Source organism: Amycolatopsis sp. NPDC031561 (assembly GCF_055580625.1).
Genome location: NZ_JBVILA010000005.1, coordinates 210,723 through 232,268 on the forward strand (window position 1 = coordinate 210,723; position 21,546 = coordinate 232,268).

The following is a 21,546-nucleotide window of genomic DNA, read 5'->3' on the forward strand; positions in this document are numbered from 1 at the left end:
CCGAGAGTGATCGCCGGTGCCGCCGCCGTCTTCCCACGGCGGCGGCACCCCGCCCCCTACTTGACGCCGATGCGGCCGACCTGGCCCCAGCGGCCCTTCTTCCACACCGACACGATCGACGGCCGCGGCTGCGCCGTGCCACCGTCCGGCCAGTGCGACGTCGGGTTCGCGGAACTGGCCGCGTTCTCACCCGGGTGCTGCACGGCGACGAGCACCAGGTGGTCGGTCACCACCGGGCCGCAGGTCTCCGCGCCGACCGGGACCGACAGGAACTGCTTGACGTGCCCGCGCTCCGGACCGTCGACCGGCACCGAGAACAGGCCGTCGTTGGAGCCGAGCGCGTTGCCGTCGGTGGAGATCCACAGGTTCCCGTGCCGGTCGAACGCGACGTTGTCCGGGCAGGAGATCGGGCTGACCTGGTCCTTCGGGAAGCCGCCGAAGTAGGTGTCGGCCGTCTTCGGGTCGCCACAGACCAGCAGCAGACGCCACTTGAACTTCGTGGCGGCCGAGTCGCCGCGGTCCTCGTCCCATTCCAGGACGTGCCCGTTGCGGTTGTTGACGCGCGGGTTCGGCTCGTCGACGCCCGCCTTGCCCGCCGCGCCGCGGTCGCTGTTGTTCGTCAGCGCCGCGTAGATCCGGCCGTTGACCGGGTTCGGCTCGATGTCCTCGGGGCGGTCCATCTTCGTCGGCTGGACCTTGTCCGCGGCCTGCCGCGTGAAGACGTAGACCTCCTCGGCAGTGAAACCGTCCACAAAGGACTTGTTGCCCGAGACCAGCGGGATCCACTCGCCGACGCCGTCGAATTCGCCGTCCGCGGGGAGCTTTCCGGTGCCGTCGATCTCGCCGGGGCTGTCGCCGGTGAACCGGGCGACGTACAGGGTGCCGTCGTCGAGCAGCGCGGAGTTGTGCCGCCGCGCGTGCGCGCTCTTGCCCGGCTTGTACTTGCCCTTGGAGACGAACTTGTAGATGTACTCGAAGCGCTCGTCGTCACCGGAGTACACGGCGACGCGGCCGTCCTTGGTGATCTTGATGTTCGCGGCCTCGTGCTTGAAGCGGCCGAGCGCGGTGTGCTTGATCGGCGCCGAGTTCGGGTCGTTCGGGTCGATTTCGACGACCCAGCCGAAGCGGTTGGCCTCGTTCGGCTCCTGCGCGAGGTCCCAGCGCTTGTCGAACCGCTCCCACTTGCGGGTGGTCGCGGCGCCGGAGAAGCCGTAGCGCTTGAGGCGCGCGGCCGCGACCGGGTCGGTGACCGACGCGGCGTTGGCGAAGTACTGGTTGACGTTCTCCTCACCGGAAAGCACGGTGCCCCAAGGGGTCACGCCGCCGGCGCAGTTGTTCTGCGTGCCGAAGACCTTGCGGCCGGTCGGGTCCGCGGAGGTCTTGAGGTACTTCGACCCGGCCGCCGGGCCGCGCACCTCGAAGGCGGTGTTCAGCGTGATGCGGCGGTTGAACGGGCTCGGCACCGCGCGGAGCGCCCCGCCGATCGGGTCGCGGAAGGTCTGCACGACCGAGAGGCCGTGCGCGGCCCAGGCGATCTTGACCTGTTCCTCGGTCGGGTTGGCCGGGTCGTACTGGTCGGCCGGGAACATGTGGACCTCGGTGGTGTACTCGTGGTTCACCACCAGCAGGTTGCGGATGCCCAGCGGATCCTGCGGGATCAGGCCGACGAAGTCGTTGTTGTAGCCGAACTGCTTCGCCTGCGCCGCCGCGGTCTGCTTGCGGAAGTCGAACTTCGGGGCGCCGAATTCGACGGCGTCGCCCCAGCGGATGACGACGCGCTGGTCGTAGCCCTCGGGAATGGTGACCGCGTCGACCTTGTTCGGCGGCACGGCCTCGAAGTCGGTGCCGGGCACCGGACGGCCGGGGCGGCCCGGCTTGCCGTGGCCCGCGGCCGCGACGTCGGCCGGGGTTTCGGCGGCGGCGGTGCCGGACAGCGCGGCGAAACCCCCGGCCGCTGCGGCCATCACGGCACTCGCCTTCAGTGCGCCACGACGGGACAGCATGCTCTTGACGACGTCGCCGAAGTACTCGTTGTCGGAGGTGTTCGGCTCGGGGTGGGCACACGCGTTGCCGCAGCGGTACTCACAGGTGACCGCGGAGCGGCCGCCGGGATGGGAGGTGATCAACGGCAGGAGCCGCTGAGGCTCGAAGGACACAAGGCCTCCATGTTCGCGGTGGGTTCACGTAGTCCAGTCGGGGGAACGTCGTGACGGTAAGCGACCAAAACGATCCAGTCCTGGACGGCAGGTGAACAGCGCGCGAACGAGCGATGGCGCGCTGCCTGAGGGGCCGCGCGCCATCGACGAAAAGTACTGCTAGAACGTTGCTTGCCGACTATGAGCCGATGTCGGACAGGCCGTGCCTCCCGGGTTTCCAGACCGCCACCACCGACGGCCGGGGCTGGGTTTCGCCGCCGTCCGGCCAATGGGAGGCCGGTTTGTCGGCGTTCGCACCGTCCACTTCACCCGGATGCTGGACACAGACCGTGACGATCTTCTCTTCGACGATCGGTCCGCAGGTTTCCGCGCCGCGGGGCACGGTGAGGAACAGCTTCAGCTCCCCGCGGTTGCGGCCTTCCAGGGGAACGGAGTACAGGCCGTCGTTGATGCCCAGCGCGCCGGCCGAGTCGGTGGAGATCCACAGGTTGCCGTGCTTGTCGAAGGCCACGTTGTCCGGGCTGGAGATCGGCGAAACCTGATCCTTGGGGAACCCGGCGAAGTAGGTGTCGGGCGAAGCCGGGTCACCGCACACCAGGAACAGCCGCCAGCTGAATGTCAGCGCGAGCGCGTCGCTACGGCGTTCCTCGAACTCCAGCACCTGACCGTGTTTGTTGTTCAGCCGCGGGTTGGGCTCGGTGGCGCCCTCCTTGCCCGGCTTGCCACGATCGACGTTGTTGCTCAGCGCGCAGTAGATCCGGCCGGTGCGCGGATGCGCCTGGATGTCCTCCGGGCGGTCCATCTTGGTGGCGCCCACCCGGTCGGCCGCCTCGCGGGTGAAGACGTACACCTCTTCGGCGGTCATTCCGTCCACAAAGGACTTCTTGCCGGAGGCGAGCGGGATCCATTCGCCGCTGCCGTCGAATTCGCCGTCACTCGGCAGTTTTCCGGTGCCGTCGATCTCGGCGGCGGGGCTGTCGCCGGTGAACCGGCCGACGTACAGCGTGCCGTCGTCGAGCAGGGTCATGTTGTGCCGCTTGGCATGGGCGCTGTCGCCCGGCTTCATGCGGCCCTTCGAGATGAACTTGTAGATGTACTCGAAGCGCTCGTCGTCACCGGAGTAGGCGACCACGCGGCCGTCCTTCGCGACGCGGATGTTCGCCGTCTCGTGCTTGAACCGGCCGAGATGCGTGTGCTTGACCGGGGTGCTGTCCGGATCGTTCGGGTCCAGCTCGATCACCCAGCCGAAACGGTTGGCCTCGTTCGGTTCCCTGGCGATGTCCCAGCGCGCGTCGAACCGCTCCCATTTCCGGGTGGTCGCGGTGCCGTTGATGCCGTACCGCGCGAGCCGCTTGCGCTTCACGGGATCGGTCACCGTGTCGGCGTTCCCGAAGTACTGGTTGATGTTCTCTTCGCCGGACAGGATCGTGCCCCACGGCGTGACGCCGCCGGCGCAGTTGTTCATCGTGCCGAGCACCACCGTGCCGGTGGGGTCGACGGCGGTCTTGAGCAGGTCGCTGCCCGCCGCCGGGCCGGTGACCTTGAACGGCGTGTGCAGGGTGATGCGGCGGTTGTAGCGCGACATCTTCGGCCGCAGGTGCCCGGTGTCCCGTCCGCGGGACACCTGGACGACCGTCAGCCCGTGCGCGGCCCAGGCGATCTTGACCTGTTCTTCGGTCGGGTTGTTCCGGTCGTAGCCGCGGAACATGAACTCTTCCGAGGTGTACTCGTGGTTCGTGACCAGGAGCGAGGAGAGTCCCCAGCGATCGAGGGGCAGCAGCGCGGCGAAGTCGCAGTTGTAGCCGAACTGCTTCGCCTGCGCGGCGGCTGTCTGGTGGTCGAAGTCGAATTCCGGCGCGCCCGGCAGGACCGCGTCACCCCAGCGGATCACGATGCCCTGCCGATAGCCCTCGGGCACCACGACGGCGTCGAGCGTGTTCGGCTGCACTCGTTCGTAGTCGGTGCCGGGTGGTGGTTTCGGCCTGCCGTGGCCGTGTCCCGACGGCTCGGCGGAGGCGGGACCGGCGAGCGCGAGCGGCGTGCCGGCGGCCAGTGCGACGACAGCGGTCGCCTTCAGTGCGCCGCGGCGGCTCACCGCCCCGAGCACTTCGGCGAAGGTGGGGTTGTCCGAGGTGTTGGGCGCGTCGTGGAAGCACGCGTCCCCACAGCGATAGGTACAGGTCACTGACGCCCGGCTTGGTGAGTGGCCGGCCAGTAACGGAAGGAACTTCACGCGGACCTCCGCATCTGCAGTTCGGGAGGTCGACGCTAAGGCACCGGACCAACGGGGGAAACCCCTCGTTGGTCCGGTGTTCACCTTTTGTTCGAACTACATCTCTTCGCCGACGAGGACCGCTTCGGCCGGAATCGTGTGCGGGTCCGCGGTCTTCTCGCGGATCGTCAGCAGGGCGCCGGCGAGGACGCACAGGATCGCGGCGATCACGAACGGCGCCTGCTTGGCGCCGAACCACTCGGCCAGGTGACCGACGACGGTCGCGGCGACCGCGCCACCGAGCCAGCGGCAGAAGTTGTACCCGGCACTCGCGACCGGACGCGGGGCGTCGCTGATCGACATGGCCGTCCCGGTGAAGAGCGTGTTCAGCAGACCGGACACCAGCCCCGACAGGATGATGCCGACGACCAGCACGGGCTTGCTCGGGATCGCCATGATCAGCAGCAGGACGGCGTAGCCGAAGACGGCGACCACGGTCGCGTGCCGCTCACCGAGCTTCGCGGCGAGTTTCGGCGCCAGCACCACTCCCGCGACGGCGACCGAAAGGCCCCAGCCGCAGAAGATCAGGCCGACCGCGACGGCGCTCCACTCCAGCACGAACGGCGACCAGGCCAGTACCACGAAGAACGCGGCGGTGTAGAGCGCGGAACCGATCGAGGTGCGCAGGAGGCCGCTGTGCTTCAGCGCGCGGAACGGGTCGAGCAGGCGGATCTTCGGCCGCTTCACCTTGGCATCGCTGGTCAGGAAGATCGAGCACAGCACGAGACCGCACAGCATCAGCAGCGAAGTGCCGATGAACGGGCCACGCCACGAGATGCTGCCGAGCAGCGCGCCCAGCAGCGGTCCGACCGCGAGGCCGACGCCGAGCGCGGCTTCGTAGAGCAGGATCGCGCCGGCCTGGCCGCCGGTCGCGGCGCCGACGATGACCGAAAGCGCGGTCGCGATGAAGAAGGCGTTGCCGAGACCCCAGATCGCGCGCAGCCCGATGAGCTGCTCGATCGACCCGGACGCGGCGCACAGCGCGGTGGCGACGACGACCAGCGTCAGCCCGACGACCACGGTCCGCTTGGCCCCGAACCGGGCACTCATCGCGCCGGTCACCAGCATGGCGACCGCCTGGACGCCGAGGTAGCTGGAGAACAGCAGCGTCACTTCGGACGGCGTCGCGTGCAGGCCTTCGGCGATCGACAGCAGGATCGGGTCGACCAGCCCGATGCCCATGAACGCGATGACCGCGGCGAACGCGGTGATCCATACCTGTTTGGGCTGTCCTTTGAGAGCGTCCAACAGGCTCGAGTGGGACTCAGCGCTCATCGCGGATCAGTTCCTCCTTCTTGTCTTCGTGCAGCAACCTGGTGAAAGCGGGGAGCGCTGCTTCGATCGCGGCGCGGTCGGGCTCGTCCAGTCCGATGAGCCGCTCGCGGAGGAATTCCTCCCTGGCGACGATCAATTGGCGATGGAAACGCTGCCCCACCTCGGTGACCTCGACGAGCACGGCGCGGCCGTCGGCGGGATCGGGACGGCGGCTGACCAGGCCGAGCCGCTCCAGGCGGCGGACGACGTCGGTCATCGTCGGCATCCGGACCCGCTCCAGCTCGGCGAGCGCGCTCATCCGGCGCGGGCCGCCGTTCAGCAGCTCCGACAGCACCGAACCCTGGGTGAGGGTGAGCCGCACCTGCGGGGTCTCCCGGCGGACGAGGTAATACAGCCGGAAGACCAGCGGGCGCAGCCGGTGAGCGAGATCGGCGGCTTTCGTGGTCACTTAGCCATGCTAACTAAAATTACTGAGCATGGCTAAGTAATCTGCCGCACAAATCTTCACCGCCTAGGCTTGGGGGTGTGGAAGCGGTGATCTTCGATCTCGACGGTGTCCTGGTGGATTCGGAAAAGATGTGGGACGAGGTCCGGCGGGCGGTCGCCCACGAGTTCCACGGCACCTGGCGGGACGAATCGACCAGGGCGATGCAGGGGATGAGTACCCCGGAATGGGCCGCCTACCTGGCGCACGACCTCGGCGTCCGGCTCCGGCCCGCGGACGTCGCGCAGGTGGTGATCGAGCGGATGGCGCGGCGGTACGCGGAGAAACCGCCGATCATCCCGGGTGGACCGGACGTCGTGCGCGAGGTCGCGAAGCACTGGCCGGTGGCGATCGCGAGTTCGTCGCCGCCGCTGCTGATCAAGGCGTTCCTGGACATCACGCGGCTGCCGGTGCCGACGGCGGTGTCCTCGGAGCAGGTCGGCGCGGGAAAGCCGGCGCCTGATGTGTATCTGAAGGCGGCGGAGCTGCTGGGCGTGGAGCCGAAGAACTGCGCGGCCGTGGAGGACACGACGAACGGGCTGCGCGCGGCGCTGGCGGCGGGGATGACGGTGTACGCGGTGCCGAACCCGCACTTCCCGCCGGATCCTTCGGTGCTGGCGCAGACGACGGTGATCTCGGCGATCACGGACCTGCCCTCAGCGCTTCGGGAGCCGAAGGACTGAAGCGGGGCTTTGAGCTGGGTTTCCCCTAAGTGTCATGAAAGGGTCTTTCAGGACGTTTTTCGTCCTGAAAGACCCTTTCATGACACGCTACGGGAGGGTCACGCCTCGCCGGCGATGAACTTCTCGACCTCGTCGCGCGCGGTGGAGTCGTCGTACTGCTCCGGCGGCGACTTCATGAAGTACGAGGAAGCCGAGAGGATCGGGCCGCCGACGCCGCGGTCCAGCGCGATCTTCGCGGCACGCACGGCGTCGATGATGATGCCCGCCGAGTTCGGCGAGTCCCAGACCTCGAGCTTGTACTCCAGGTTCAGCGGCACGTCACCGAAGGCGCGGCCCTCGAGCCGGACGTAGGCCCACTTGCGGTCGTCGAGCCACTGCACGTAGTCCGACGGTCCGATGTGGACGTTGCCCTTGCCGAGCTCGCGGTCGACCTGCGAGGTGACCGACTGGGTCTTCGAGATCTTCTTCGACTCGAGCCGCTCGAGCTCCTTCATGTTCAGGAAGTCCATGTTCCCGCCCACGTTGAGCTGCATCGTCCGGTCGAGCTGGACGCCGCGGTCCTCGAACAGCTTCGCCAGCACGCGGTGCGTGATGGTGGCGCCGACCTGGGACTTGATGTCGTCACCGACGATCGGGACACCGGCCGCGCGGAACTTCTCCGCCCACTCGGGGTCGGAGGCGATGAACACCGGCAGCGCGTTGACGAACGCCACACCGGCGTCGATGCACGCCTGCGCGTAGAACTTGTCGGCCTCTTCGGAGCCCACCGGCAAGTAGGAGACGAGCACGTCGACCTCGGCCTCGCGCAGCGCGGCGACGACGTCGACCGGGGTCTCGTCGGACTCCTCGATGGTCTCGCGGTAGAACCGGCCGAGCCCGTCGTAGGTGTGACCGCGCTGCACGGTGACGCCCAGCGGCGGCACGTCGGCGATCTTGATGGTGTTGTTCTCGCTGGCGAAGATCGCCTCGGACAGATCGCGGCTGACCTTCTTGGCGTCCACGTCGAACGCGGCCACGAACTCGATGTCGCGGACGTGGTACTCGCCGAACACGACGTGCATCAAACCGGGCACGCGGGTGCTGGGATCTGCGTCGCGGTAGTACTGAACGCCCTGGACCAGCGAGGCCGCACAGTTGCCGACGCCCACGATGGCCACCCGAACGCGGCGGTTCTCGCCCATGCCGGTTTCTCCTTCATTCGTCCAACAGTTGTAGGTAGTGCTCAGCGGGCACGGAGAGCGCCTCAGGTCTCCGGTCCGCGCTGCTCGGCCTGTTCGTGCGCGATCAGCTCATTGAGCCAGCGCACCTCCCGCTCACTGGACTCCAGCCCGAGCCGGTGCAGCTCACGGGTGTAGCGGTCGATCTTCTCCTCGGCCCGCGCCATTGCCGTCCGAAGTCCTTCTCGGCGTTCCTCGACCCGACGACGACGGCCTTCCAGGATTCGCATCCTGACGTCGGCCGGTGTCCTCGAGAAGAACGCCAGGTGGACGCCGAAGCCTTCGTCGTCCCACGTCTGCGGGCCCGCGTCACCGAGCAGTTCGGCGAACCGTTCCTTGCCCTCGGCGGTGAGCTTGTACACGCGCTTGCCCCGGCGTGCCCACGCCCGGTCTTCCACCTCTTCGAGCTCCTCGACGAGGTAACCGGAGCGCAGCAGCCGACGCAGGGTCGGGTACAGCGAGCCGTACGAGAACGTCCGGAACATCCCGAGCGTCTCATGCAAACGTTTGCGCAGCACGTAACCGTGCATGGGGGTCTCGTGCAACAGCCCCAAGATCGCGAGCTCCAGCACACCGCACCCCCTTCCGGGAACAAACCGCGACCGGTCGCGTTGGCCACCGAGACCGGTTCGGTCAACCTACCGGCCCACTATATCGCGCCGATACATCGGAGTGGTGTAGCTAACCCCGATCGAGTGCCTGCGGAACCAGACGAAATTCACCGGAGAGTTATCGAATCGTCGGCGTGTCCGGTCGTGCACGGTCCGTCTCCCCGAGAACGGGGCGTGGACCACACAGCAAGAGCCCGTACTCTGTTGGCGTGCGAAACCAGCGGCAGGTCGTGGACTACGCCTTACAGCGGCGCTCGCTGCTCAAGGGCGTCCACTCCGGACGGGTCGGCACATACGACGTCTGCGACGCGGGCCCGTACCTCCTGCGGGCCGCGAAATTCCACGGACGACCTGGTGAGCAGGACTGCCCGGTCTGTCACCGGGAGGAACTGACCCTGGTGTCCTGGGTGTACGGCGAGGAGCTCAAGCACGTCGCCGGATCAGCCAAGACACCGGAAGAACTGGTGCGGATGGACGGGCTCTTCGCGGAGTTCACCGTCTACGAGGTCGAGGTATGCCGGAGCTGTCACTGGAACCACCTGGTGCGCTCCTACGTCCTCGGAACAGGAGACCCGGGAAGCACCCGGCCACGGACCCGGTCGCAGAGGACAGCGGGTCAGTGACAGGTACCGAAATCGCAGTTGAGCACAGAGCGGCGTCCCCCGAAGCGCCGGTCTGGGAGGCCCATTCGTGAACGACGACCGCAACCGCTCCTGGCCAGGCCAGGAGCCTGATGCACCTCGCCGTGCCCACTGGCCGGGCGAAGAGGACGAGCCCGGCTGGCCGGGCGAGGAACCCCCGCGCCGCCCCCAGCGCCGGACACCCCCGAACGGCACCCCCCGCTCGGCCCCGCCACGCTCCGCGGCCCCGCGCCCGGTCGATCCCCAATGGCCCGGCGGGGACAGTGGTGGCAGTGGTGGCAGTGGTGGCAGCGGCAGCCCCGAGTGGCCGTCCGACGACGAACCACGCCGTCCCGCGGCCCCGCGCCGCCCCAACGGCATGCCCCCGCGCAGGCAGGGACCCCCGCCGCCCGGTGGCCGCCCCCAGCGTTCCCAGCAGGGCGCCGTCGGTCACCGGCCGCCGCCGCCCCCGCCCGGCAACCGCCGCCCGCCCGCTCCCGCCGACCAGGCGACCGCGATGGTCCGCCCGGTCGAGCCGGACCCGTACGAGCGCGAGCCGGACCTCATCACGCACCACGCGCACAACGGCACCGAAGACCCGTACGGCTACGACCCGTACGACGATCGCTATGACGATCGTCACGAAAGCTCGGCCCTCGGTGCCGAGGGTGACGATCAGTACGAAGACGAGCCCGCCGAGGACGAAGACGGCGACAAGAAGAAGGTCCTGACGCCGAAGCAGCGCAAGAAGCGCCGCTGGCGGATCATCCGCCGGGTCCTCTACGCGATGTTCGGCCTGTTCGTCGTGGTACCGGCGATCGCGTTCGTCATCACCTACTTCCTGGTGGACGTCCCGTCGCAGGAAAGCATCGCGAGCCTGCAGAGCCAGCCGATCACGCTGACGTACGCCGACGGCAGCCCGATGGGCAAGATCGCGCCCGCCAGCGGCGGCAGCCGGTACCTGCTTCAGCCGGGCGACGTCCCGGAGGCGGTCAAGAAGGCCGTTTACGCGGCCGAGGACTCGTCGTTCGAAACCAACTCCGGGTTCGACGTCGGCGGCATCCTGCGCGCGGTCTACAACAACGTCACCGGCGGCCAGGGCGGCGGTTCGACGATCTCCCAGCAGTACATCAAGAAGGCCACGGCCAACGAGGCTCCGACGCTCACCCGTAAATGGACCGAGCTGGCCAAATCCTTCAAGATGAACAACCAGATGTCCAAAGAGGAGATCATCACCGCGTACCTCAACACCATCTACTTCGGTCGCGGCGCGAACGGCATCGAAGCGGCCGCGCAGGCCTACTTCAAGAAGCCCGCCAAGGAGCTCGGCGCGTCCGAGGCCGCCTTGCTCGCCGGCCTGATCCAGGGCCCGAGCAAGTCCGAGAACGACGCGTACGCGCAGAGGCGCTGGAACTTCGTGATGGACCAGATGGTGGCGAACAAGTGGCTCGACCCGGGTCAGCGCGCCACCGCCGAGTATCCGAAGCCGATCCCGAAGGCTCAGGCGAAGGCCGACGACGCCGGGACGCTGAGCCTGCACATCCGCAACCGCGTGATCGACGAGCTCGAGGCCCGCGGCTACGACCAGGACCGGCTGCACCAGGGCGGTTTCAAGATCACCACGACGATCGACCCCAAGGCGCAGAAGATGGCCGAGGAGTCCGTCGCCGAGGGGATGAAGGGCCAGACCGACGAGAACATCCTGAACGCGCTGGTCGCGATCGATCCCAAGACCGGCGGTGTGGTCGCCTACTGGGGTGGCCCCGACTGGACGAAGAACGCGCAGGGTCAGGACGTCCAGGCCATCGACTGGGCGAACGTGCCGCACAACCCCGGATCGGCGTTCAAGGCCTTCGACCTGACAGCGTTCCTCAAGATGGGCAAGGGGCTCGGCGAGACGTTCGACGGTTCCAACAACCGGAAGTTCGACGGCCGCACGATCCGGAACGCGGGCGAGAGCTCCAACTGCGGCACGCAGTGCACGGTCGCCGAGGCGATGAAGGTGTCCGCGAACACCGTGTTCTACGACATGGTCCGCAACGCGACGAAGATCGACCCGGTGGCGAAGGCCGCGAAGGAAGCCGGCGTGATGGTGGAGGCCGACGGCGGCAAGGCGAAGCTGAGCCCCGACATCAACATCGCCCTCGGCGGTGGTGGCACGGTCACCACGGCCGAGGACATGGCGGCCGGGTTCGCCACCTTCGCCGGTGAAGGCGTCCGGCAGAAGCAGCACTTCGTCGCCAAGCTGGCCAACTCCCAGGACGAGGTCGAGTTCGACGAGACGGCCCCCAAGGGCTCTCCCGCCTTCAGTGACGACGCCGACAAGAGCAAGCAGATCGCCGGCAACGTCACGGACGCGCTCGAAGAGGTCATCCCGTACTCGAAGCTGAAGTGCCCGAAGGGTCACGACTGCGCGGGCAAGACCGGCACGCAGCAGTACGACTTCAAGGACAGCGACCCGGCCAGCTATCGCGACCGCAACGCGCAGACCTGGATGGTGGGCTACACGCCGACCATCTCGACCTCGGTGTGGGTCGGCGGCGACGGCAACAAGCCGCTGCACGACAAGGGCGGCAAGCCGGTCTACGGCCGGACCATCGCGGGCCCGATCTGGGAAGACTTCATGTCCCGGTACATGACCGGCAAGCCGTCGGAGAAGTTCGACAACGTCAAGCCGATCGGCAAGGACGCCAGGTACGTGCCGCCGACGACGGCCTCGAAGCCGCCGCAGACGTCGACGCCGCCCGAGACGCCGACGACCACTCCGACACCGACGATTCCCACCGAGCCGACAGAGCCGTCGGAAACCGGCGGCTGGCCGACGAAACCGACCAAGCCCACGAAGCCGACCAGACCCGGGCCGGGGACTTCGGAGCCGTTGTTCCCGAACGGCGAAGATCCGTGATGACCGGGCGAAGCGCAGGAAAAAGGTGTGCCGGGCAGGCTGCCCGGCACACCTTTTTTCGTCGCCCCCGGTGAACCTGAACCGATTTGATACGTCTTAGGTAGAAGGAGACCTGCGACCGCAGGACCGCGCTCACCCACGAAAGGTTCGGAGGACGTCAAGGTGAACGACGATCCCCACGGCGGATGGCCAGGTCAGGACCCGGACCCCGCCCGTCGTCCGCAACGCCCGGCCGGACCGCCCCGCCGCCCCGCCGGAGGACCTCCTCCGGGTTACGGGCAGCAACAGGGTCCCGGACCGCAGGGGCCGGGGCAGGCACCATGGCAGCGGCAGGGTTCACCCCAGCAGCAGCCGCCGCCCCAGCAGCAGCGACGTTCGCAGCGACCGCCGGTCGCGCCGCAGCATGAGCCGGACCTCATTACGCATCACGAGCACAACGGCACCGAGCACCGGTACGACGCCGACCGCGGCTACGAAGAGCCGTACGAAGACGAGCAGTACCCCCCGGAGACCGACGAAAACGGGAAGCCGATCCTCACCCCGGCGCAGCGCAAGAAGCGCCGGTGGAGACGGGTCCGGCGGGTGCTGCTCGCCCTGTTCTGCCTGTTCGTCGTCATCCCGGGGATCGCGTTCGTGATCACCTACTTCGCCGTCGACGTCCCGTCGCCGCAGGCGATCGCGGCGACGCAGGGCCAAGCGGTGACGTACTACTACGCCGACAACACCGAAATGGGCAAGGACGTGCCCAAGGGTGGCAACCGGCAGATCCTGACGCCGGAGCAGATCCCGGACATCGTCAAGAAGGCCGTCATCGCCACCGAAGACGCCTCCTTCGAGACGAACTCCGGCTTCGACATCGGCGGCATCCTGCGCGCGGTCTACAACCAGGTGACCGCGGGCAAGGGCGGTGGTTCGACCATCTCCCAGCAGTACATCAAGGTCGCCAGCGGGGACGACGAATCGTCACTCACCCGTAAATGGACCGAACTCGCCAAATCCTTCAAGATGAACCAGACGTACGAGAAGAAGGACATCATCTCGGCGTACCTGAACATCATCTACTACGGGCGCGGCGCGTACGGCATCGAATCGGCCGCGCAGGCGTTCTTCGCCAAGCCCGCCGGCGAGCTGAACGCTTCCGAAGCGGCGCTCCTCGCGGGCCTCATCCAGCAGCCCGGCCGTTCGGAGAACCCCAAGGTCGCGAACGAACGCTGGACCGTCGCGCTGAACCGCATGGTGCAGAACGGTTTCCTCTCCGCCGCGGACCGCGCGAACCTGCAGTTCCCGACGCCGGTGCCGCAGGCCGACAAGGAACAGGCCGGGGTGGTCAACCCGTTCATCCGCGACAAGGTCAAGGAAGAACTGGCCGCGAACGGCATCACCGACAGCTCCTATTACACGGGCGGCTACAAGGTCTACACGACCATCGACCCGAAGGCGCAGGCCGCGGCCGAGCAGGCGATCGCCGACGGGATGAAGGGCCAGACCGACGAGAACCTGCTCAACGCTCTCGTCGCGATCGACCCCAAAACCGGCGGGGTGAAGGCGTACTACGGTGGCCCGTCCATCGTGAAGGGACCCGACGGCAAGGACCAGAAGGGCCGGGACTGGGCGAACACGCCGCAGAACCCCGGGTCGTCGATGAAGCCGTTCGACCTCACCGCGTACATGCAGATGGGCAAGGGCGGCATCAACTCGACGTTCGACGGGTCCAACAACCGGCAGTTCGGGAAGCAGACGATCCGCAACGCCGGTCCCGGCAGCTCGTGTTCGGCGCAGTGCACGGTGTCCGAGGCGATGCAGCGCTCCGCGAACACGGTGTTCTACGACATGGTCGTGAACGTGACCAAGCCCGGGCCGGTGGCACAGGCGGCCAAGGACGCCGGGATCAAACCCGCCCCCGATGGCGCCTCCGAACTGTTCGCCGACAACAACATCGCGCTCGGCGGTGGCAAGACGGCCGTCAGCCCGGAGGACATGGCCGCCGGGTACGCGACCTTCGCGGGTGATGGCCAGCGCCGGACCAGGCATTTCGTCGCCAAGGTGACCAACTCGCAGGACGAGGCCGCGTACTCGGCTCCGGAGGAGGCGAAGCCCGCTTTCTCCGACAACTCCGACAAGAGCAAGCAGATCGCGGGCAACGTCACCGAGTCGCTCAAGGGTGTCATCCCGTTCTCGAAGCTCAAGTGCCCCAACGGTCACGAGTGCGCGGGCAAGACGGGAACCCAGCAGCACACCTACCGGCAGGGCGAGCCCGCGTCGGCGAAGGACTCCAACTCGCAGACCTGGATGGTCGGCTACACGCCGTCGATCTCGGCCGCGGTGTGGGTCGGCGGCGACGGCGACAAGGCGCTGAAGGGCAAGAACGGCAAGGCGATCTTCGGTTCGACGATCGCCGGGCCGATCTGGCAGAAGTTCCTTTCGCTGTACCTGAACGGCAAGGCGGGGGAGCGCTTCGACAAGGTCAAGATCATCGGCGGGGACGACAGCAACACCGTCCCGTCGACGCAGACCCCGCCGGGCGACAACGAGGACCCGAACGAGACCGGCACGCCGTCGACGGGCCCGTCGACGGCTCCGTCGTCCTCGCGGAACGAAGAGGACCCGCCGTCGAGCTCGAAGAACCCGCCTTCTTCCAGTGAGAACAACGGGGAAGAAGGCAACGGTGGTGGTCCCGGCCGCGGTGGCGGTAGAGGGGATAACGGATAGCTGAAGGGGCCCTTCACCGCATGTCATGCGGTGAAGGGCCCCTTTGCTACGTCCTATGCGGGGAAGTCCCCTTCAGCCCCTCGGTCAGAGGGTGACGACGCGCCGTTCGGCACCCGAAAGGTGAGCGGCTTCGATGACCCGGAGCGCCTCGACGGCGGAGGCGGGGTCGACCGGGAACTCGCCCTTGCCGAGGAGCGCGTCGCGCACCTGCGCGTAGAAGTCCTCGTAGCGGCCGACCTCGGTGGGCACGGTCTCGACGTCGTCGTTCACGCCCAGCTTTCCGGCGTCCGACGGCGGTTCGACCGCCCAGCCGGGGTCGCCGGGCCGCAGCCCGTCCTTGATCTGCGGCTCTTGGACGTCGAGGCCGAACTTGGTGAACGTCGCCTTGTCGCCGAGCACGCGGAACCGGGGGTTCCGGGTCCCCGCCAGCGCGGACGCCCACAGGTGCGAGCGCACGCCGTTGGTGTGGCGGAGGGCGACGAAGACGTCGTCGTCGACCGAGACCCCGTCACGGCGCTTGTCGACCTCCGCGTAGACCTCCGCGACCGGGCCGAACAGCTGCAGCGCCTGGTCGACGATATGCGCGCCGAGGTCGTAGAGCAGCCCGCCAGCCTCGGCGGGATCACCGAACTCGCGCCAGTTGTCCCGCGGCTTCGGCACCCAGCGGTCGTAGCGTGACTCGAAGCGGAAGACGTCGCCGAGGCGGCCCGCGTCGAGGAGCTTCCGGACGGTGAGGAAGTCCGAGTCGAACCGGCGGTTCTGGAACACCGTCAGGCCGACGCCGTTGGCCTGCGCGGCTTCGACGACCTTCGCCGCTTCGGCCGCGGTCGGCGCGAAGGGCTTGTCGACGACGACGGGCAGCCCTGCCTCGATCGCCCGAAGCGCGAGCGGAACGTGCGTGCGGTTCGGCGTGCTGACGACGACCAGGTCCAGGTCGGCCGCCTTCGCGAACAGCGCGTCCGCGTCCGGCAGCACCTCGGCGGCCGGATAGTCGGCGCTGGCCTGCCCGACCCGCTCCGGGTTCGAGGTGACGATGGCGGCCGGGGTCAGCCCCGGCGTCGCGCTGATCAGCGGGGCGTGGAAGACGCGCCCGCCGATGCCGTATCCGAAGATCCCCACTCGCAAGTCAGCCATGCGTCCATTAAACAACAGTGTTGCGTAATCAGCCAGCCGTGGCAGGATGCGCGCTATGCCGGAGACCGGGGTCAATCTGCGCGGGCTGCGCCAGCACAATCGGGCACTGCTGCTCACGCACATCCTGCGCGCGGGCGGGCTCAGCCGCGTCGAGCTGGCGGAACGCACCCGGCTCACGCAGCAGGCCGTCTCGAAGATCGTCCCCGAACTGCTCGAAGCCGGCCTGCTGGACGAGGAACGCCAGCCCGCGGCCGGGGTCGGCAAGCCGCGCACGCTGCTGCGCATCCGCCCGGACGCCCGGCACGCGCTCGGCGCGCAGCTCGACCGGGACTCCTTCCGGGTGGTCCGGACCGATCTGGCCGGGAAGATCGTCGCTTCGGAAGGCGGGCCGCTGTCGCCGGGATTCACCCCTGACCAGGCTGTTTCCGCACTGGCCGAAGCGACGGAAGCGCTGCTCGACGGCATCGAGCGTGAACGCGTGCTCGGCCTCGGCGTCGGCAGTGTCGGCCCGCTCGACCACCACGAAGGCGTGGTCCGGGACGCCACGAACATGCCGGGCTGGCACCACGTCCCCCTGCGTGACCTGCTCGCGAAGCGCACCGGCCTGCCCGTCCGGCTCGACAAGAACACCAACGCCGCCGCCTTCGCCCAGCACTGGCCGGAGGGCGACCGGGCCGCGACCGCCGTCGTGCTCGTCGGCACCGGGATCGGCGTCGGCCTGCTGATCGACGGCAGGCTGTACCGCGGACCGCGCACCAACGCGGGTGAATTCGGGCATACGACCCTCGCTTTCGACGGACCGCGCTGCGCGTGCGGGCGCCGCGGCTGCGTCGAGGTGCTGCACAACGCGGCGGCGACCACGGAGGAGGCGGCGGGGCTGCTGGGGATCGGGCTCGCCGACCTCGTCCAGGTCCTCGACCTCGAACGTGTCGTGCTGACCGGGCGTTCGGTCCGCGAGGAGCCGGAGGTGTACCGCGACACGGTCGCCGCGCGGCTCCGGGAACTGCTGCCTTTGCCGCACTGGCAACGAATCCAGGTCGATCTCGACGAGATGGGCGACGACGTCGTCGCGTTCGGCGCGGCGGCCGAGGTACTCGCCGGGTTCTACGACAGCGGCGATATCACCTAGGAGCTTGCCAGTAACGGACAGCACCCTCTCGACGACCTAGCATCACATTCGGGAGTCAAAGGGGAGCCAGTTGCGCGCCAGGACGATCATCGCGACCATAGCCGCGACTTACGGGGTTTTGCTGACAGGTTGCGGCGCAGAGGAGACCCCTCCCGACCCCAAAACCGAGTGGACGGCCGCGATGAAGACCGCCGGGTTCACACCTAACTCCCCGCATACCTATGACGAGATGTTCGATGCGGCGAAGAACTTCTGCAGTGCTGGATCCGCACTCGCGATCAGCGGGCTCGCGCGCACCGTTCTGACACCTGACATGGCTGATCGCACGGCGATGCCAGCCCGCGGCAAGGACCCTGACACCGCGGCCAAGGCCTACGGAGACGCCACCTGGAAGTGGGTCTGCGGACACCAATAGCTCGCCGAGTTCTACGACAGCGGCGATATCACCGGAGGGTCACCCGGATAGGCGCTAACATCCGCCACGTGTCCGACCAGACGACCCCGCCGGAGCGCGAGACCCCGCTGTCCCTCACCCCGGGCGAGCGGGTCATCCCGAGCTGGAACGAACCGCTCGTGGCCGCGGCCACCCGGCCGATCGGCGGCCCGCTCGGCGAGCACGCGGCCGTGGGGCGGCACTGGTTCTGGTCGCCGCAACGGGTCGGGCTGCTGCTGGCCTGCCTCGCGCTGCTGCTCTCGTGGTTCGGCAAGGCGTCCTGCATCCAGCAGTACACCGACGACTCCGGCATGAACCAGCTCGACTGGCGGGCGGGCCGCCCGTTCGTCGCGATGTGCTATTCGGACATCATCCCGCTCTACAGTTCCGAGCGGCTGAACGATCCCGAAACCTTCCCGTACGTGACTTCGTGGACCGAGGACGCGGGAACGGCGAAGGAGACCACGCGGTACATGGAGTACCCGGTCGCGACCGGGCTGTTCCAGTGGATCAACGCGAAGCTCACCGAAGCCTGGCTCTCGATCGCGGAATCGGGCTGGCTGCCCGGCGCGCTCCCGGTCGCCGTCTACTTCAACATCTCGGCGCTCTGGCTCGCGCTGGCCTGGCTCGTCACGGTGTGGGCGACCGGCCGGTCGTTGAAACGCCGTCCGTGGGACGCGGTGCTGGTGGCGATCTCGCCGCTGGTGCTGGTGCACACCTTCACCAACTTCGACGCCATCGCGACCGCGTTCACCGCGACCGCGCTGCTCGCCTGGGCCCGGAAGCGGCCCGAGATCGCGGGATTCCTGCTCGGCCTGGGCGCGGCGGCGAAGCTGTATCCGCTGCTCCTGCTCATCCCGTTGTTCTTCCTGTGCCTGCGCGCGGGCAAGGTCAAACACTGGGCACTCACCGCCGGGCTCGCCGCGGCGACGTTCGTGGTGGTCAACGTCCCGTTCGCGCTCGCCGCGCCGACCGGCTGGTGGGAGTTCTTCCGGCTCAACACGACGCGCCCGATGGATCCGGACTCGCTCTACAACGTGTTCTCCCACCTTTCCGGCTGGGCCGGTTTCGACGGGAAGCTCACCGCGGGCCAGACACCGGTCGTGCTCAACACCGTCGTCGCGGTGCTGTTCCTCGCCGCCTGCGCCGGCATCGGGTACGTCGCGCTGAAGGCACCGCGCCGTCCGCGGCTCGGCCAGCTGGCCTTCCTGGTGGTGGCCGCGTTCCTGCTGACCAACAAGGTGTGGAGCCCGCAGTACTCGCTGTGGCTGGTGCCGCTGGCGGTCCTCGCGATCCCGCGCTGGCGGCTGCTGCTCGGCTGGATGGTCATCGACGCGCTCGTCTGGGCGCCGCGGATGATGTACTACCTCGGCGTCGACCACAAAGGCCTGCCCGAGGACTGGTTCCTCGGCACCGTCGTCGTCCGCGACCTCGCGGTGATCGGCCTGTGCGCGCTGGTGGTCCGCGACATCTACCGGCCGCGGACCGACCCCGTCCGCCTAGCCGGTGACGACGATCCGGTGGGCGGCTTCCTCGATGGCGCCCCTGACGCTAAGCGCGCTTCAACACGTCAGGCCCAGGACGTTCCAGCCTGAGATTCTTGCCGAAGTCGTCGGCACCGAAGTCGTTGATCTGGACGACGACCGCTTCGGGTGACGTCTCGACCAGGCGGCAGGTGACCCAGTCCTCGCCGTGCTTGACCGACCAGCGCTCGGCGAGCACGGCCAGGCCTTCGGCCTCCAGCAACGCGACGGAGTCGTCGAAGGCGGCCGGCCCGCCGAGCGGGTAGCCGAAAACGGTCAGTGCCTGCCAGCGCGTGTCCGGCGCGGGGACGACGTAGCCGACGTGCTCGCCGTCCTCCGCCCGGTAGACGGTCCGATTCTCGATCATGCGGACCAGGTTCGACCCTCCCGTGGCGAGAGGGTCAAGCCGATTTCATCGGACGGTGTAGCCGCCCGTGCTCGTCGGGAAGAACGGCACCGGTCCGGTGCACGGCAGGACGTCGTGCTCGATTCCGCCGTAGGCCCAGCTCCAGCCGATCCGATCGTGGCCGCGCGGCTCGTCCTGCACCGAGAAGCCGACCCGGCGGCCGACGACGTTCACCGGGAGGCCGGGGATGTCGGCGCGTTCGATCACGCCGGTCAGGATGGCGAGGTTGCCGGCGCGGGAGACGCAGTCGACCCGGCCGTCGAAGTCGGCGACGAGTTTTCCGTCCTTGGTCACGTGATTCACGTGGAACCGGCCCGAAGACTTGCCGGGTTCGCCGAACGCGGCGAAATCGAAGCGGACCGGGTCGTTGTCGTAGCCGGGGAACGTCAGCGGCCCGCCCGCCGATCCCAAGACGACCGAACCCCGCTCCGGCGCGGCACTCGCCTGCGTCGCCCCCAGTGTTCCCGCCGCGATGGCGAGCACGGCGACCGCGGCGAGCTTCGACTTGATGTTCATGGCTTCCCTCCAGTACCAGGACCTTCCTGGTGGGAATGAGCCTTCCTCCCCGCGCCCGTCCGGTCCTCCCGCTGCAGAGGGAAGGAGCTCCCGCTTGAGTAGCCTGCGCGGATGGCCTTCCACCTGGCGCACGGCACGGTCGTCCACCGCACGACGACGTTGCACGGGTATTCCGCGATCATCATGGTCGAGCGCTTCACCGGAGGCCGGTGGCAACTCGCGGCGGAATTGCCACGTGACGCCGAAGAGCTCACCGACGACACCGTGCGGGAAATGCTGGGGGAGGCCGCCGACGAGCCCAGCCCGTTCGCGCTCCCGCCGGAAGACGGCATCGCAAGCGGGCTGAACGCGCGGCTCGCCCAGCTGGATTCGATGATCGACACCACGGTGGAGTGGCTGCGGAGGACCGCGGTCGGCACCGACACCGAGCTGGCGTGGGCCCGCTACCAGTCGTCGGATTACGACTACGAGCTCGACACCCGGGAAGCCCTGCGCGACGCCGCGTCGCTCGTCTCCCAGATGGTCAAGCAGCGCACCATGCTCGCCGCGCGTGCCGAGATGCGACGGCGGAAGCGCGAAGACGAGGACTGACGCGTTTAGTCCGCTAAATGCGGTGGAACGCATTTAGCGGACTAAACGCGGGAGGGTCAGGCGGAGACGACGCGCTCGCGGACGTAGGCGATGTCGGCGGCCTGGCCGTCGGCCGGGGTCTCGACGATCACCGGGGCGCCCGCCTCGGCGGCGACCGCGGCCAGCACCTCGGGGTCGATCGTGCCGTCGCCGCCGACGATGTTGGCGTGCCGGTCCCGCGTGGAACCGAACTCGTCGCGCGAGTTGTTGAGGTGCACCAGGTCGATCCGGCCGGTGATGGCCTTGACCTTCTTGACCGCCTCGGTCAGGTCCCAGCCCGCCGCGTACGCGTGGCAGGTGTCGAAACAGAAGCCCGCGCCGAATTCGCCGACCTTGTCCCAGAGCCGGGCGATCGTGTCGAGGTCGCGGGTCATCGCGCTGTCGCCGCCGGCGGTGTTCTCGATCAGGATCGGCACGGCGAAGCCGCCCTTCTCCTGTTCACGCTCGAAGAGCTTGCGCCAGTTGACGAGGCCGTCTTCGACGTCTTCCGAAGAACCGACGTGGCCGCCGTGCACGACGAGCCCTTTCGCGCCGATCTCGGCCGCGCCGTTCGCGTGCTGCGTGACGTTCTTCCGCGACGGGATGCGGATGCGGTTGTTCAACGACGCCACGTTGATCAGGTACGGCGAGTGGATGAACACCTCGACCGGCGACTCTTTGATGGCTTCGCCGTGCGGATGGGGTTTGGGAGCCTTCCAGCCCTGCGGGTCGGAAAGGAAGAACTGGAGGACCTCGGCCTCGCGTTCGGCGACCGCGGAGAGGGGGTCGTCGTCGCGGACATGGGCACCGATTTTCATGCCAGCAAACTACCCTCGTCGCTTTTTCTCCGGCGCGGCCCAGGTT

Annotated in this window: 18 protein-coding genes; 8 read left to right on the forward strand and 10 right to left on the reverse strand. The window is 68.2% G+C overall.

Annotated elements, in window-relative coordinates:
* Positions 1–56 precede the first annotated feature (56 nt).
* From ACZ5IK_RS15040 to ACZ5IK_RS15055, 4 genes are all read right to left on the reverse strand, one after another.
* Positions 57–2,156 carry a PhoX family protein gene (locus ACZ5IK_RS15040; protein ID WP_465488191.1) on the reverse strand — a complete coding sequence of 700 codons (2,100 nt, stop codon included), beginning with the start codon at positions 2,154–2,156 and terminating at the stop codon, positions 57–59.
* Positions 2,157–2,334: 178 nt separating this feature from the next.
* The gene (locus ACZ5IK_RS15045) at positions 2,335–4,389 is read right to left on the reverse strand and encodes a PhoX family protein (RefSeq protein ID WP_465488192.1); all 2,055 of its coding nucleotides are present in this window, start codon (positions 4,387–4,389) and stop codon (positions 2,335–2,337) included.
* 96 nt (positions 4,390–4,485) lie between these two features.
* Positions 4,486–5,703 carry an MFS transporter gene (locus ACZ5IK_RS15050; protein ID WP_465488193.1) on the reverse strand — a complete coding sequence of 406 codons (1,218 nt, stop codon included), beginning with the start codon at positions 5,701–5,703 and terminating at the stop codon, positions 4,486–4,488.
* A complete protein-coding gene (locus ACZ5IK_RS15055; protein WP_465488194.1) occupies positions 5,693–6,151 on the reverse strand; it encodes a MarR family winged helix-turn-helix transcriptional regulator in 459 nt (152 codons plus the stop codon). Before ACZ5IK_RS15055 ends, ACZ5IK_RS15050 begins: the two co-directional genes overlap by 11 nt.
* Before the next feature lie 77 nt (positions 6,152–6,228).
* Here ACZ5IK_RS15055 and ACZ5IK_RS15060 point away from each other — a divergent pair, with 77 nt between their 5' ends.
* The gene (locus ACZ5IK_RS15060; RefSeq protein ID WP_465488195.1) at positions 6,229–6,870 is read left to right on the forward strand and encodes an HAD family hydrolase; all 642 of its coding nucleotides are present in this window, start codon (positions 6,229–6,231) and stop codon (positions 6,868–6,870) included.
* A 98-nt stretch (positions 6,871–6,968) separates the two neighbouring features.
* Here ACZ5IK_RS15060 and ACZ5IK_RS15065 read toward each other — a convergent pair whose 3' ends face one another.
* Together ACZ5IK_RS15065 and ACZ5IK_RS15070 are read right to left on the reverse strand one after the other, a co-directional pair.
* Positions 6,969–8,051, reverse strand: coding sequence for an inositol-3-phosphate synthase (locus ACZ5IK_RS15065; protein WP_101611503.1), 1,083 nt, complete (start codon positions 8,049–8,051; stop codon positions 6,969–6,971).
* 62 nt (positions 8,052–8,113) lie between these two features.
* Positions 8,114–8,659, reverse strand: coding sequence for a PadR family transcriptional regulator (locus tag ACZ5IK_RS15070; protein ID WP_101611504.1), 546 nt, complete (start codon positions 8,657–8,659; stop codon positions 8,114–8,116).
* Positions 8,660–8,907: 248 nt separating this feature from the next.
* Between ACZ5IK_RS15070 and ACZ5IK_RS15075 the strand changes: the two genes are divergently transcribed.
* The 3 genes from ACZ5IK_RS15075 (at position 8,908) to ACZ5IK_RS15085 (ending at position 14,932) form a co-directional block, all read left to right on the forward strand.
* A complete protein-coding gene (locus ACZ5IK_RS15075; protein ID WP_101611505.1) occupies positions 8,908–9,321 on the forward strand; it encodes a DUF5318 domain-containing protein in 414 nt (137 codons plus the stop codon).
* A gap of 514 nt (positions 9,322–9,835) precedes the next feature.
* Positions 9,836–12,223, forward strand: a complete 2,388-nt coding sequence (locus ACZ5IK_RS15080; protein ID WP_465488328.1) for a transglycosylase domain-containing protein — start codon at positions 9,836–9,838, stop codon at positions 12,221–12,223.
* Between the two features lie 162 nt (positions 12,224–12,385).
* The gene (locus ACZ5IK_RS15085; protein WP_465488196.1) at positions 12,386–14,932 is read left to right on the forward strand and encodes a transglycosylase domain-containing protein; all 2,547 of its coding nucleotides are present in this window, start codon (positions 12,386–12,388) and stop codon (positions 14,930–14,932) included.
* 84 nt (positions 14,933–15,016) lie between these two features.
* Here ACZ5IK_RS15085 and ACZ5IK_RS15090 read toward each other — a convergent pair whose 3' ends face one another.
* A complete protein-coding gene (locus ACZ5IK_RS15090; protein ID WP_465488197.1) occupies positions 15,017–16,066 on the reverse strand; it encodes a Gfo/Idh/MocA family oxidoreductase in 1,050 nt (349 codons plus the stop codon).
* 55 nt (positions 16,067–16,121) lie between these two features.
* Here ACZ5IK_RS15090 and ACZ5IK_RS15095 point away from each other — a divergent pair, with 55 nt between their 5' ends.
* The 3 genes from ACZ5IK_RS15095 to ACZ5IK_RS15105 all read left to right on the forward strand — a co-directional run bounded on the left by ACZ5IK_RS15095 (position 16,122) and on the right by ACZ5IK_RS15105 (position 19,223).
* On the forward strand, positions 16,122–17,195 hold the full coding sequence (locus ACZ5IK_RS15095) for an ROK family transcriptional regulator (RefSeq protein ID WP_465488198.1): 1,074 nt from the start codon (positions 16,122–16,124) through the stop codon (positions 17,193–17,195).
* 70 nt (positions 17,196–17,265) lie between these two features.
* Positions 17,266–17,610 (forward strand): hypothetical protein, encoded by a 345-nt coding sequence (locus tag ACZ5IK_RS15100; protein ID WP_465488199.1) that lies wholly within the window; start codon positions 17,266–17,268, stop codon positions 17,608–17,610.
* Between the two features lie 68 nt (positions 17,611–17,678).
* On the forward strand, positions 17,679–19,223 hold the full coding sequence (locus ACZ5IK_RS15105) for a glycosyltransferase family 87 protein (protein ID WP_465488200.1): 1,545 nt from the start codon (positions 17,679–17,681) through the stop codon (positions 19,221–19,223).
* Here ACZ5IK_RS15105 and ACZ5IK_RS15110 read toward each other — a convergent pair.
* Entirely contained in the window at positions 19,180–19,518 is a 339-nt protein-coding gene (locus tag ACZ5IK_RS15110; RefSeq protein ID WP_465488201.1) for a hypothetical protein, read from the reverse strand. The genes ACZ5IK_RS15105 and ACZ5IK_RS15110 overlap by 44 nt on opposite strands.
* A gap of 45 nt (positions 19,519–19,563) precedes the next feature.
* A complete protein-coding gene (locus ACZ5IK_RS15115) occupies positions 19,564–20,073 on the reverse strand; it encodes a hypothetical protein (protein ID WP_465488202.1) in 510 nt (169 codons plus the stop codon).
* Between the two features lie 111 nt (positions 20,074–20,184).
* Here ACZ5IK_RS15115 and ACZ5IK_RS15120 point away from each other — a divergent pair, with 111 nt between their 5' ends.
* Entirely contained in the window at positions 20,185–20,664 is a 480-nt protein-coding gene (locus tag ACZ5IK_RS15120; protein WP_465488203.1) for a hypothetical protein, read from the forward strand.
* A gap of 56 nt (positions 20,665–20,720) precedes the next feature.
* Here the strand turns inward: ACZ5IK_RS15120 and ACZ5IK_RS15125 are convergent, their stop codons facing one another.
* Positions 20,721–21,500 carry a deoxyribonuclease IV gene (locus tag ACZ5IK_RS15125; RefSeq protein ID WP_465488204.1) on the reverse strand — a complete coding sequence of 260 codons (780 nt, stop codon included), beginning with the start codon at positions 21,498–21,500 and terminating at the stop codon, positions 20,721–20,723.
* Positions 21,501–21,546: the final 46 nt, after the last annotated feature.

Coding starts and splice junctions, on each gene's coding strand:
- ACZ5IK_RS15125 (WP_465488204.1), bottom strand. CDS start 21,500: ATGAAAATCGGTGCCCATGTCCGCGACGACGACCCCCTCTCCGCGGTC.
- ACZ5IK_RS15110 (WP_465488201.1), bottom strand. CDS start 19,518: ATGATCGAGAATCGGACCGTCTACCGGGCGGAGGACGGCGAGCACGTC.
- ACZ5IK_RS15095 (WP_465488198.1), top strand. CDS start 16,122: ATGCCGGAGACCGGGGTCAATCTGCGCGGGCTGCGCCAGCACAATCGG.
- ACZ5IK_RS15080 (WP_465488328.1), top strand. CDS start 9,836: ATGGTCCGCCCGGTCGAGCCGGACCCGTACGAGCGCGAGCCGGACCTC.
- ACZ5IK_RS15050 (WP_465488193.1), bottom strand. CDS start 5,703: ATGAGCGCTGAGTCCCACTCGAGCCTGTTGGACGCTCTCAAAGGACAG.
- ACZ5IK_RS15065 (WP_101611503.1), bottom strand. CDS start 8,051: ATGGGCGAGAACCGCCGCGTTCGGGTGGCCATCGTGGGCGTCGGCAAC.
- ACZ5IK_RS15120 (WP_465488203.1), top strand. CDS start 20,185: ATGGCCTTCCACCTGGCGCACGGCACGGTCGTCCACCGCACGACGACG.
- ACZ5IK_RS15115 (WP_465488202.1), bottom strand. CDS start 20,073: ATGAACATCAAGTCGAAGCTCGCCGCGGTCGCCGTGCTCGCCATCGCG.
- ACZ5IK_RS15090 (WP_465488197.1), bottom strand. CDS start 16,066: ATGGCTGACTTGCGAGTGGGGATCTTCGGATACGGCATCGGCGGGCGC.